9 protein-coding genes are annotated in these 11,941 nt (G+C 71.7%); 5 read left to right on the top strand and 4 right to left on the bottom strand.

The features are described from left to right. Nucleotide 1: 1 nt before the first annotated feature. Nucleotides 2-586 (bottom strand): biotin transporter BioY, encoded by a 585-nt coding sequence (locus ACQPZG_RS23420; RefSeq protein ID WP_433547694.1) that lies wholly within the window; start codon nucleotides 584-586, stop codon nucleotides 2-4. Nucleotides 587-868: 282 nt separating this feature from the next. Here ACQPZG_RS23420 and ACQPZG_RS23415 point away from each other — a divergent pair, with 282 nt between their 5' ends. The 3 genes from ACQPZG_RS23415 (at nucleotide 869) to ACQPZG_RS23405 (ending at nucleotide 4,630) form a co-directional block, all read left to right on the top strand. Beyond that, nucleotides 869-2,251, top strand: a complete 1,383-nt coding sequence (locus ACQPZG_RS23415) for an amino acid permease (protein ID WP_433547693.1) — start codon at nucleotides 869-871, stop codon at nucleotides 2,249-2,251. A 142-nt stretch (nucleotides 2,252-2,393) separates the two neighbouring features. Next, the gene (locus ACQPZG_RS23410) at nucleotides 2,394-3,812 is read left to right on the top strand and encodes an amino acid permease (RefSeq protein WP_433547692.1); all 1,419 of its coding nucleotides are present in this window, start codon (nucleotides 2,394-2,396) and stop codon (nucleotides 3,810-3,812) included. Between the two features lie 170 nt (nucleotides 3,813-3,982). Next, complete coding sequence (locus ACQPZG_RS23405) at nucleotides 3,983-4,630, top strand: superoxide dismutase (protein WP_185026461.1); 648 nt, start codon at nucleotides 3,983-3,985, stop codon at nucleotides 4,628-4,630. A 232-nt stretch (nucleotides 4,631-4,862) separates the two neighbouring features. Here the strand turns inward: ACQPZG_RS23405 and ACQPZG_RS23400 are convergent, their stop codons facing one another. After that, nucleotides 4,863-5,480, bottom strand: coding sequence for a hypothetical protein (locus ACQPZG_RS23400; protein WP_433547691.1), 618 nt, complete (start codon nucleotides 5,478-5,480; stop codon nucleotides 4,863-4,865). A 447-nt stretch (nucleotides 5,481-5,927) separates the two neighbouring features. Next, nucleotides 5,928-6,557 (bottom strand): mycothiol-dependent nitroreductase Rv2466c family protein, encoded by a 630-nt coding sequence (locus ACQPZG_RS23395; RefSeq protein WP_433547690.1) that lies wholly within the window; start codon nucleotides 6,555-6,557, stop codon nucleotides 5,928-5,930. Nucleotides 6,558-6,729: 172 nt separating this feature from the next. On the opposite strand from ACQPZG_RS23395, the gene pepN reads away from it, so the two are divergent. Both pepN and ACQPZG_RS23385 read left to right on the top strand, forming a co-directional pair. After that, nucleotides 6,730-9,300 (top strand): aminopeptidase N, encoded by a 2,571-nt coding sequence (gene pepN, locus ACQPZG_RS23390; protein ID WP_433547689.1) that lies wholly within the window; start codon nucleotides 6,730-6,732, stop codon nucleotides 9,298-9,300. A gap of 223 nt (nucleotides 9,301-9,523) precedes the next feature. Next, on the top strand, nucleotides 9,524-10,693 hold the full coding sequence (locus tag ACQPZG_RS23385; protein WP_433547688.1) for a hypothetical protein: 1,170 nt from the start codon (nucleotides 9,524-9,526) through the stop codon (nucleotides 10,691-10,693). Nucleotides 10,694-10,730: 37 nt separating this feature from the next. On the opposite strand, the gene ACQPZG_RS23380 is transcribed toward ACQPZG_RS23385, so the two are convergent. Continuing rightward, nucleotides 10,731-11,909 (bottom strand): serine hydrolase domain-containing protein, encoded by a 1,179-nt coding sequence (locus tag ACQPZG_RS23380; RefSeq protein WP_433547687.1) that lies wholly within the window; start codon nucleotides 11,907-11,909, stop codon nucleotides 10,731-10,733. Nucleotides 11,910-11,941 lie beyond the last annotated feature (32 nt).

Below are 11,941 nucleotides of genomic sequence, written 5' to 3'. Positions count from 1 at the left end.
CTCAGCCCTTGCGGCCGGCGAGCTTCCACGCCGCGGGCAGGGCGCCCATGGCCAGGGCGGCCTTCAGGGCGTCGCCGATGAGGAAGGGGACGACGCCCGCCGCGAGCGCCGCACCGAGGCCCATGCCGGTGGCGGCCATCAGGTACGGGACGCCGACGGCGTAGATGATGGCCGACCCGACGGCCATGGTGCCCGCGGTCCGCAGCACCGAACGGTCGCCGCCGCGGCGGGCCAGGGCGCCCACGGCGGTGGCGGCGAGCAGCATGCCGATGATGTAGCCGAAGGACGCGCCGCCCGCACCCGACGTACCGGACTGGAACCACGGCACGCCCGCCATGCCCACCAGCGCGTACAGGGCGAGGGACAGGAAGCCGCGGCGCGCGCCGAAGGCCGTGCCGACGAGCAGCGCGGCGAAGGTCTGGCCGGTCACCGGCACCGGGGAGCCAGGTACGGGCACGGCCAGCTGGGCGGCGACGCCGGTGAGCGCCGCGCCGCCGACGACGAGCGCGATGTCTCGTACACGGGTCGCCGGCAGCAGGTCGGCGAGGACCGCGCCGGGGCGGGTGGTTACGGCAGCAGTGCTCATCGGTACTCCGCGGAAGAGAGGGGCGGTGGGGAACAGGGCGACGTTAGCCCAGCGGTTAACGCTCGATCACCCTAGAGGGCCGACAAAGCGGAGAACAGGGGGTTGGTGGGGTTCGCACAAAGAGGCCGGGAGTGCGGCTGTGCGGCGTGATGCGCGTCACTGGCCACGCGACGACTTAGATCCCTTTTGCGCGCCGGGGGCACGGAAGGCGACACTGTGGGGTCCCGCCAAACACCCGCGACCGTGCGGTCCGTCCGCCGGTCCTTCGAGAGTACGAGCGCCATGCAAGACCAGCAGCTCCGCACGCCCGGTCGCGAGGAGCCCCTGTCCGGGGGGCTCAAGCAGCGGCACCTCACCATGCTGGGCCTGGGTGGGGTGATCGGCGCCGGTCTGTTCGTGGGTTCGGGGGCCGGAATCGCCGTCGCGGGGCCGGGCATCGTCCTGTCGTACCTGATCGCGGGCGCCCTCGCGATGCTGGTGATGCGGATGCTCGGGGAGATGTCGTCGGCGATGCCCGCGTCGGGGTCGTTCTCGGTGCACGCGGAGCGGGCGCTGGGACGGTGGGCCGGGTTCAGCGTGGGGTGGCTGTACTGGTTCCTGCTGGTGGTCGTGCTGGCCGTCGAGGCGACGGGGGCGGCGACGATCGCCCACGGGTGGGTGCCGGAGGTCCCGCAGTGGGCGTGGGTGCTGGTCTTCATGGTGGTCTTCACGGTCGCCAACCTGGCCGCGGTGAAGAACTTCGGCGAGTTCGAGTTCTGGTTCGCGGCGCTGAAGGTCGGCGCGATCGTCCTGTTCCTGGCGCTGGGGCTGCTCGCGGTCTTCGGGGTGCTTCCCGACACCGACCCGGTGGGCATGGCGAACCTGACCGGTGAGGGCGGCTTCCTGCCCAACGGCTGGGCCGGGGTGGTCTCCGGCGTCCTCGCCGTCGTCTTCGCGTTCGGCGGCCTGGAGGTCGTCACGATCGCCGCGGCCGAGACGGACGACCCGGCCCGCGCGGTCGGGCGTGCCGTGCGCAGCGCGGTCTTCCGCATCCTCTTCTTCTACGTCGGTTCGATGCTGGTCATCGTGACCCTGCTGCCGTGGAACTCGATGACGCCGGGTCTGAGTCCGTACGTGGCCGTCCTCGACCGCATCGGCGTGCCCTCGGCCGGCACCGTCATGAACATCGTCGTCTTCGTCGCCCTGCTGTCCGCGCTGAACGCCAACCTCTACGGCTCGTCCCGGATGGTCTTCTCGCTGGCCGAGCGCGGCGAGGCCCCACGGGGGCTACTGGCGACCAGCCACGGCGGGGTGCCGCGCCGTGCGGTCCTCGCCTCGGTCGCCTTCGGCTTCGTCTCGGTCGTCCTCAATCTCCTGTGGCCCGACACGGTCTTCCTCTACATGCTGAACGCGGTGGGCGCGGTCCTGCTCTTCGTGTGGGGTCTGATCGCCGTCTCGCAACTGCGGCTGCGCCGCCACATCGAGCGGGAGACGCCCGAGCGGCTGACGCTGCGCATGTGGGCGTTCCCGTACCTGACCTGGGCGGCACTGGCCGTCATGGGCGTCGTGCTCGTCCTGATGCTGCTCGACGACACGGCCCGGCCGCAGTTGCTGTGGTCGGCGGGGGCGACCGCGCTGGTGCTGCTGGTGTCGCTGGTACGGGAGATGCGCGCGAGGCGTGCCTAGTTCTGGCGCGTGGCGTGCCGGAATTCTCACGGTGTGTGAGCGTGGTGTCCGTATAGCGGTCCCCGGTTCCCTCTGAGCGGTGCGGACACGGAGACTGGGCCCTTCTCACCCCCCGTCTCAGCCAGTGAACAAAGGCACGCCCATGTCTCGGACCACCGCGCCCCCGCCGCCGCCCCCGGAGACGACGGAGAAATCCGCTCCGGACGCCTCCCTCGGGCACGGTCTCAAGCAGCGCCACCTCTCCATGATCGCTCTGGGTGGGGTGATCGGCGCCGGCCTCTTCGTGGGCTCGGGCGCGGGCATCGCCGCCGCGGGCCCCTCGATCGTGCTCGCGTACACGGCGTCCGGCCTGCTCGTCATGCTGGTGATGCGGATGCTGGGCGAGATGTCGGCGGCGAACCCCAGCTCGGGCTCGTTCTCGGCGCACGCCGAGCGGGCGATCGGGCCGTGGGCGGGCTTCACCTCCGGCTGGGCGTTCTGGTTCCTGCTGTGCGTGGCCGTCGGCCTGGAGGGCATCGGCGCCGCGAAGATCATGCAGGGCTGGCTGCCGGGGACGCCGCAGTGGGCCTGGGTGGCGCTGTTCATGGTGATCTTCCTGGGCACCAACCTGGCCGCGGTGAAGAACTTCGGCGAGTTCGAGTTCTGGTTCGCGGCACTGAAGGTCGGCGCGATCTCGCTCTTCCTGGTCATCGGCGCGCTCGCCATCTTCGGCGTGCTGCCCGGCAGCGACACCCCGGCCCCCGGCCTCACCAACCTGACCGGCGACGGCGGCTTCCTCCCCAACGGCAGCGAGGGCCTGATCATCGGCCTGCTGGCCTCGGTCTTCGCGTACGGGGGCCTGGAGACCGTCACCATCGCCGCCGCCGAGTCCGAGCACCCGGTGCAGGGCGTCGCCAAGGCGGTCCGTACGGCGATGTGGCGCATCGCGGTCTTCTACATCGGCTCGATGGCCGTCATCGTCACCCTGGTGCCGTGGAACGACCCGAAGGTCGAGAAGATCGGCCCGTACGTCGCCACCCTGGACCACCTGGGCGTCCCGGCCGCCGGGCAGATCATGAACGTGATCGTGCTCGCCGCCCTGCTCTCCGCGATGAACGCCAACATCTACGGCTCGTCCCGCATGGCGTTCTCCCTGGTCCAGCGCGGCCAGGGCCCGGCCCTGCTGGGCAGGCTGTCCGGCGGGGTGCCGCGGATCGCGGTGCTGTGCTCGTCGGCGTTCGGCTTCGTGTGCGTGGCGCTGAGCTGGATCAGCCCCGACAAGGTCTTCCCCTGGCTGCTCAACATGATCGGCGCACTGATCCTGGTCGTGTGGATCTTCATCGCGGTCTCCCAGCTGATCCTGCGCCGCCGCACCGAGCTGGAGACGCCGGAGAAGCTGGTGGTACGGATGTGGCTGTTCCCCGTACTGACGTGGGTGGCGCTGGCCGGCATGGCGGCCATCTTCGTCCTGATGCTGCTCCAGCCGGACACCCGGATGCAGCTCGCCGGAACGAGCGCCCTGACGCTCTTCCTGATCGTGGTCGGCGTGGCCCGCCAGAAGCTGGCGAAGCCTCGCGGGTAGCGTCCCCTGCCCCGCCCCCTGCCCTGGGTCCGCATGCTCCGGCATGCGGACCCAGGGCTTTTTACCGAGGACTTTTTACTGAGGGCAACCTAAGCTGCCTGCGCATTTATCTGCTGGTAGCGTGCAGATGCATACGACTTGCAATAAGCAATCGGAGGGGTCGGACGAACATGGCCATCTACACGCTGCCGGAACTCCCGTACGACTACGCGGCACTTGAGCCGGTGATCAACCCGCAGATCGTCGAGCTGCACCACGACAAGCACCACGCGGCCTACGTCAAGGGCGCCAACGACACCCTTGAGCAGCTCGAAGAGGCCCGTGAGAAGGACGCGTGGGGCTCGATCAACGGCCTGGAGAAGAACCTCGCGTTCCACCTCTCCGGCCACATCCTGCACAGCATCTACTGGCACAACATGGCCAGCCCGAAGGACGGCAGCGGCGGCGGCGAGCCGACGGCCGCCGACGGCGTGGGCGACCTCGCGGACGCGATCACCGAGTCCTTCGGCTCCTTCGCGAAGTTCAAGGCGCAGCTGACGAAGGCCGCCGCGACGACGCAGGGCTCCGGCTGGGGCGTCCTCGCGTACGAGCCGGTGTCCGGCCGCCTCATCGTCGAGCAGGTCTACGACCACCAGGGCAACGTCGGCCAGGGTTCGGTCCCGGTCCTGGTCTTCGACGCGTGGGAGCACGCCTTCTACCTCCAGTACAAGAACCAGAAGGTCGACTTCATCGACGCGATGTGGGCCGTCGTCAACTGGCAGGACGTGGCGAAGCGTTACGCCGAGGCGAAGGACCGTACGCCGCTGATCACTCCGTGAGCCGCGAGCCCGGAGTGACCCGATGACGCCCTGCTCGTGATCGTCTTCTCAACTTTCACCGGGCGGGTGGAATGACGAAGAGCCCCTGTGAGGACGTGACTCACGGGGGCTCTTCGGTGTCTCCGCGCCTCCGGCACACGGCTGCGGGGTGCGGGGTGCGGGGTGCGGGGTGCGGGGTGCGGAGGGAACAGGCCGGGTGCGGGCCGGGGCGGGCCGGGGAACGGGCGACGGGTCAGCGCGGGAGGTAGCCGGTGCGGCCGGTGGCCGTGAACTCCCGTGCCGCACCGGTCTCGTGCAGGCGGGCGAGCCGCGCGAACGGGATGCCGTATCCGGGCTCGCCCCGGTCGGGGTTCCAGGTCTTGCGGAACTCGACGCGGTAGTAGCGCGGGTTGGGACGGACGACGCGGTACTGGATGGCGTCTACGGCCAGCCACCAGTCGAGGCTGGTGGAGGGGGCGATGTGGATGTCGCGCCAGTCGTCGGTGCCCGACCAGACGCCGGTCTCCGCCGCCATCAGACGGGCGTTCACGGCGGCCCGTACGGGCGGGAGGGCGGCGAGAGTGGTCACGTCCAGGACGTACGGGGCGCCGGTGCCGGAGAGGTAGTGGCGCAGGACTCCGGACGCGCGGCGCAGGCCGAGGAGCCACCAGAGGCCCGCGAGGGCGCGGCACCCTGCCCGCACCGCTCGGTCGGTCGGGCGGACGGGCAGGGTGGCGTGGGGGGCGTTGCTGTTCGACAGCGAACAGCCGCCGGGGAGGGGGGCCGGCCACGGGGCCGGGGCGGGGGTGCCGCGCCGGGGGGCGTCCGTGGCCTTGCCTATGGTGCCGTCGCGTATCTCGCCTGTCTCCATGAGGGGACGGTATGCCGGGCGGGGCGGGGGTGCACTTGGGGCGGGGCCGGGTGGGTTGTTCTGCGGCGGGGTGGGGCTTGAGGAGTGCGGGGCCTGCGGTGGGTGGGGCTTGAGGGGGTGTGGGGTGTGGGGCTTGCCGGGGGCGCGGCGGGGACGGCTTGGTGGGTGGGAGTACGTAGGTGGGGCGGGGCGTGGGGGCGGGGTGCGCGTCCGGCGCGGGGCCGCCCCCTTGCCCGCCCGTTCCGCCCCCGGGGGCGGCCCCGCCGCCCAAGGGGGTTGCGAAGCCGGTGGGCAGGGGACGGCCCGCCCGCCCGCCCCAGGGGGCTACGAAGCGGTGGGCAGGGGGCAGCCCCGCCGTCCGAGAGGGCTACGAGGGCTGGTGGGGGTGGGCGGCCCCGTCGCCCGGAGAAGATGGGTGGGGGTCGCCCTCGGGGTTTGGGGTGGGGGTCAGTCGAAGAGGGGGTCCTGGGTGCGGGTGCGCTTGAGTTCGAAGAAGCCGGGGGTGGCGGCCACCAGCAGGGTGCCGTCCCAGAGCTTCGCCGCGGCCTCGCCCTTGGGGGCGGGGGTGACGACCGGTCCGAAGAAGGCGACCTGTTCGCCGTTCGCGCCCGGCACCGCGATGACCGGCGTGCCGACGTCCTCGCCGACGAGGGAGATCCCCGCCTGGTGGGAGGCGCGCAGCTCCTTGTCGTAGGTGTCGCAGGTCGCGTACGAGGCGAGGGACGCGGGCAGGCCCACCTCCGCCAGGGCCTCCGCCACGACCTCGTCGGTGACGCCGCGGCCCTCGTTGTGGATGCGCGTGCCGAGGGCCGTGTAGAGAGCGCCGATCTTCTCGTCGCCGTGCAGCTGCTGCGCCGCGACGACCACGCGGACCGGGCCCCACGCCTGGCCCAGGAACTCCCGGTACTCCTCGGGAACGTCCTTGCCGTCGTTGAGGACCGCCAGGCTCATCACGTGCCAGCGGACCTCCACCGGCCGCTGCTTCTCCACTTCGAGCATCCAGCGCGAGGTCATCCAGGCCCACGGGCACATCGGGTCGAACCAGAAGTCGGCGGGGGTCTTCGCGTTCTCGGACATGCTGCTCCTCGTCGAGGTCATTGATGTTTCAAGGGTGGCGCGCTGTGTGCTGACAACCACCCTGCCGCCCGCACCATTCCCGTGCGCGGCGCAACAGGGGCACATGGGAGGATCGGTCCTGTTTCGAGAGTGTCGAACACACCCCAGTCGAACACGCCACGAAGGAGTGCCCGTGCCCGGTGAGAACCTGTCCCGCGACGAAGCCCAGATCCGGGCCGAGCTGCTGTCCGTCGACGGTTACGAGGTCGCCCTCGACCTGCGGTCGGCCGTCGCGGGGCACGAGGGGGACGGTCCGCGCACGTTCCGTTCGGTGACCACGATCCGGTTCAGGGCCGCGACGCCCGGCGCGTCCACGTTCGCCGACCTGATCGCCCCTTCGGTCAACGCGGTGACGTTCAACGGGAAGGCGCTCGACCCGGCGGCCGTCTTCGACGGGGTGCGCGTCACTCTCGACGGGCTCGCGGCGGAGAACGTCCTGACGGTGGACGCCAACTGCGCGTACAGCCGTACCGGCGAGGGCATGCACCGCTTCGTCGACCCCGAGGACGGCGAGGTGTACCTCTACACGCAGTACGAGCCCGCCGACGCACGACGGGTGTACACCAACTTCGAGCAGCCCGACCTGAAGGCCCCCTACCGCTTCTCGGTGCGGGCCCCCGAGGGCTGGACGGCGTGGAGCAACGGTGCGGGCACCCTGGTGGACGGCGTGTGGCGGTTCGCCGAGACGAAGCCGATCTCCACGTACATCACCACCGTCCTGGCCGGCCCGTACCACCACGTCCGCGACACGTACACCCGTACCTTCGAGGACGGCAGCACCCTGGAGATCCCGCTGGGGGCGATGTGCCGCAAGGGACTCGCGAAGCACTTCGACGCCGACGACGTCTTCCTGATCACCAAGCAGGGCCTGGACTTCTTCCACGACCACTTCGACTACCCGTACCCCTTCGGGAAGTACGACCAGGCGTTCGTCCCCGAGTACAACCTGGGCGCGATGGAGAACCCGGGGCTCGTGACCTTCCGCGAGGAGTTCATCTTCCGCGGAAGGACGACGAACGTGGCGTACGAGGGCCGGGCGAACGTCATCCTGCACGAGATGGCGCACATGTGGTTCGGCGACCTGGTCACCATGCAGTGGTGGGACGACCTGTGGCTGAAGGAGTCCTTCGCGGACTTCATGGGGTCCTTCTCGATGGTGGAGGCGACCCGCTTCACCGACGGCTGGATCACCTTCACCAACCGCCGCAAGGCCTGGGCGTACCGCGCGGACCAGCTTCCCTCCACGCACCCGATCACGGCCGACATCCGTGACCTGCAGGACGCGAAGCTGAACTTCGACGGCATCACCTACGCCAAGGGCGCGTCCGTGCTCAAGCAGCTCGTGGCGTACGTGGGCAGGGACGCGTTCCTGGAGGGTGCGCGCCGGTACTTCAAGGCGCACGCGTACGGCAACACGCGCCTCGGCGACCTGCTGTCGGCGCTGGAGGCCACCAGCGGGCGCGACCTCGGCGAGTGGTCGCGCGCCTGGCTCCAGACCGCGGGGGTCAACTCCCTGACGCCGGTGGTCACCTACGACGCCGGGGGCAGGATCACCGAGCTGGCCGTCGTGCAGGAGGCGGCGGCGTCCCATCCGGAGCTGCGCCCGCACCGCGTCGCCGTCGGCCTGTACCGCCTGGAGGGCGGCGAGCTGGTCCGCTACGCCCGTACGGAGACGGACGTGGCCGGCCCGCGCACCGTGGTCACCGAGCTGGCCGGCGCGGAGCGGCCCGCGCTGATCCTGGTCAACGACGACGACCTCACCTACTGCAAGATCCGTTTCGACGAGGGCTCGCTGGAGACGCTGCGCAGCCACCTCGGGGACGTCACCGACCCGTTGGCGCGCGCGCTGTGCTGGTCCGCGCTGTGGAACCTCACCCGTGACGCGCTGATGCCCGCCCGCGACTTCGTCGGTCTGGTGCTGCGGTTCGCGGGCCGCGAGTCCGACATCGGCGTCCTGCAGATGCTGCACACCTGGACGCGGACCGCGCTCACGCACTACGCGAGCGGCGACTGGCGCGCGGAGGGCGGCCGGCTGCTCGCCGAGGGCGCCCTGCGCGAGCTGCGCAACGCCGAGCCCGGCAGCGAGCACCAGCTCACCTGGGCGCGCTTCTTCGCCACCGTCGCCTCCACGGACGCGGACTTCCAGCTGCTGGAGGGGCTGCTGGCCGGAACGGCGAAGATCGACGGGCTGGACGTGGACCAGGAACTGCGCTGGGCGTTCCTGTCGCCGCTCGCCTCGCACGGCCGCTGCGACGAGCGGGTGATCGACGTCGAACTGGCCCGGGACGACACGGCCTCCGGCAAGCGGCACCAGGTGCGCTGCCTGGCGTCCAGGCCGTCCGAGGCGGTCAAGGCGCAGGCGTGGGCGTCGGTGGTGGAGTCCGACGCCCTGTCCAACGCGCTCGTCGAGGCGACCATCGCGGGCTTCGAGCAGGGCAGTCAGCGCGTGCTGCTCGCCCCGTACGCCGGTAAGTACTTCGAGGTGATCGAGCGGGTCTGGGCCGAGCGGTCCATCCAGATCGGAGTGCTCGTGGTGAGCGGCCTGTATCCGGCGCTCCAGGACCCGCGGCCGACCCTGGCCGCGACCGACGAGTGGCTCGCCGCCCGCCCGGACGCCGCTCCGGCGCTGCGGCGGCTGGTGCGGGAGGCGCGGGACGATCTGGCGCGGGCGCAGCGTGCACAGGAGTGCGACGCGCGGGCCTGAGCGGGGTGAGTGGGCAGGGCCCGGCTCCCGGTTTCGCTGCGGCGGAGTCGGGGGCCGGGCCCTTTCGTCACGGAAAGCTGCGGTTTTCCGCAGTTTTGCGCGTCCGGCGCCGGGGCAGTGCTCGGCAGTCGAACAGCCGTACTTTAGGGCGGGGTTGTCCCGGATTGTCGACGGGACTGTAACAGCGGTTAGAGGCCCGGGGCCGCAGGGGCAAGTCACCGGCATGAACAACGACACGCACCCCCCGGCACACTCCTCCCCCGCCACGGCCGACGGCCGCCCCGCGCCCGCCGTCCCGTCCTGCGGCGTCCCCTCGACCCCCTCTGCCGCCGCTTCTCCTTCCGGTTCCGTCCCGGCCCCTTCGTCCGCCCACCTCCTCCCCCTCGGTCACCTCTCCGACGTGCGGCGTCGGGTGCTGACGACCGCTCAGCTGCGGGAGCACGGGGTGTCGGCGGCGAAGGCCGCCGCGCAGTGCCGGGCCGGGGGCCCGTGGCAGCAGCCGCTGCCGGGCGTGTTCCTCCTGCACCAGGGGCCGCCCACCAGTGAGGAACGGCTGCACGCGGCACTGGCGTACGCGACGCGGCCGTCCCGCGACGGCGACGGGGCGGCCGACGAGGCGGCCGTCACCGGGCTCGCGGCGCTGGCGCTGCACCGGTTCTCGTCCGCGCCGCCGCTGCGCGCGCTGGAGCACATCGACGTGCTGGTGCCCCGGACACGCCGGCTGCGCTCCACCGGAGGCGTGCGGATCGTACGGGCGCACGCGCTGCCCGGCGCGCAGAGGGTCACCGGGCTGCCCGTGGTCCCCGTGGCGCGGGCGGTCGCCGACGCGGTGGCGCACCTGACGAACGCGCAGGCGGTACGCCGGATCCTGGCCGAGGCGGTACGCGAGGAACACTGCGAACCCGCTGACCTCGTGCGGGAGTTGAGCATGGCGCGGCTGCTGGGCCGGCCCCAGGTCAAGGACGCCGTGGACGCGCTGCTGGCCGAGGGACGGTCGGTCACCGAGCAGCGGCTGTACGAGATGGTGCGCTGTTTCGGGCTGCCGGACCCGGTGTGGAACGTGGACCTCCGGCTGCCGGGCGGGCCGCATCTGGGCGGGGTGGACGCGTTCTGGCCCGACCAGTCGGTGGCGGTCGAGCTGGACACCCGGGCGCCGCACCGGGACGAGGACGCCGCGGGCGCCGCACCGCCGGGCCGGAGCCCGGAGCGCGGCGAGTGGACGGAGAACGCACGCAAGCGCGAGCACCTGGAGCGGCTCGGCATCACCGTCGTGCACCTCACGCCGAGGAAGCTGCGCGAGGCGATGGACCAGCAGGCGGCCGTGGTGCGGACCGCCCTGATGGCGTCCGCGGACCGCGACCCGGCCGCCTACGTGGTCGTCCTCCCCCGGTGAACCGCGCGGCGGATCCGGGGGGCCTGCGGGGGCCGGGTCAGGGCTGCCGGGGGCAGAGCTCGGCCTCGACCACCGAGCCGGTGTCGCCGCTCCAGTCGGAGTTCAGGTGGAGGGCGACGGACCTGCGGCCGTCGGCCGTGGTGACGGCGTGGGTGACCGAACCGTGGATGCCGCCGGTGTGGCCCCAGACCGTCTTTCCGCAGGACAGTTTCTGCTCGAAGACGCCGAGCCCGTAGCGCACGCCGGGGACCTGGTCGATCGCGACGGTGGTCTTCATCTCCTTGAGCTGCTGCTTCGGCAGGAGCTTGCCGGTGAGCAGGGCGCGGTAGAAGCGGTTCAGGTCGGCGGTGGAGGAGATCATGCCGCCGGCGGCGCCCGCGAAGGTCGGATTGAGCTCGGTGACGTCGTACTTCTTCGTGGCGGCCGGGTCGTCGGTGAGCTTGGAGTACGCGCGGCTGCTGGGGTGCGGCATGCGGGCCTCGTCGCGCGGGACGGAGGTGGCGCGCAACCCGAGGGGGCGCAGGATGCGCCGCTCGATCTCGCTCTCGTACGAGCGGCCGGTCACCTTCTCGACGACCATGCCGGCGAGGACGTAGTTGGTGTTGGAGTACCCCCACTTGGCGCCGGGGGCGAAGGCGGGGGCGTGGCCCATGGCGATCTTCACGAGGCGCCGGGCGGGGAGGGAGTCGAAGCGGCGCTCCAGGAACTCCGTGGTGAATTGCTGCCGGTGGAACTCCGGGTCGCGCGTGTAGTCCTGGACGCCGCTGGTGTGCTGGAGGAGTTGGCGCAAAGTGATTCTCCCGCCGTCGTGGCCGTGGCCGCGGACGACGCCGGGCAGCCAGTCGTCCACGTGGTCGTCGAGGCGGAGCCTGCCCTCGGCCTCCAGTTGGAGCAGCACCGTCGCGGTGAACGTCTTGGTGAGCGAGGCGATCCGGAACCGGTCCTGTGCGCTGCGCTCGCGCCCGGTCCTGAGGTCGGCGACGCCGGCGGTGTCCGTCCAGGCGCGGGACCCGCCGGGGCCCTCGGTGCGCGCGACGACCCCGACCGTCCCGCCGTGCACCAGGGCGTCGACGGCGGCGCGGGTCGCGGCGTGCGGATCGGTGGCGGTCCGTGCGGGGCTCTGCGCGGCGGCCGGCGCGGCCAGGGCGCCGGTGGTGGCGAGGACGGCTGCCGCGAGGGCGGCGAGGCGGAGCGTGCGGGTGGTGCGTACGGACATCTGGTTCCCCTGCCGGTTCGGAAAGCGTGCCG

Source organism: Streptomyces sp. CA-294286, assembly GCF_050947155.1.
GTDB lineage: Bacteria > Actinomycetota > Actinomycetes > Streptomycetales > Streptomycetaceae > Streptomyces.
The sequence above is the reverse complement of the archived record's forward strand: the minus strand, read 5'-3'. Positions and strand labels throughout refer to the sequence as shown.

Coding starts and splice junctions, on each gene's coding strand:
- ACQPZG_RS23400 (WP_433547691.1), bottom strand. CDS start 5,480: ATGGAGACAGGCGAGATACGCGACGGCACCATAGGCAAGGCCACGGAC.
- ACQPZG_RS23415 (WP_433547693.1), top strand. CDS start 869: ATGCAAGACCAGCAGCTCCGCACGCCCGGTCGCGAGGAGCCCCTGTCC.
- ACQPZG_RS23420 (WP_433547694.1), bottom strand. CDS start 586: ATGAGCACTGCTGCCGTAACCACCCGCCCCGGCGCGGTCCTCGCCGAC.
- ACQPZG_RS23410 (WP_433547692.1), top strand. CDS start 2,394: ATGTCTCGGACCACCGCGCCCCCGCCGCCGCCCCCGGAGACGACGGAG.
- ACQPZG_RS23395 (WP_433547690.1), bottom strand. CDS start 6,557: ATGTCCGAGAACGCGAAGACCCCCGCCGACTTCTGGTTCGACCCGATG.
- ACQPZG_RS23385 (WP_433547688.1), top strand. CDS start 9,524: ATGAACAACGACACGCACCCCCCGGCACACTCCTCCCCCGCCACGGCC.
- ACQPZG_RS23405 (WP_185026461.1), top strand. CDS start 3,983: ATGGCCATCTACACGCTGCCGGAACTCCCGTACGACTACGCGGCACTT.
- ACQPZG_RS23380 (WP_433547687.1), bottom strand. CDS start 11,909: ATGTCCGTACGCACCACCCGCACGCTCCGCCTCGCCGCCCTCGCGGCA.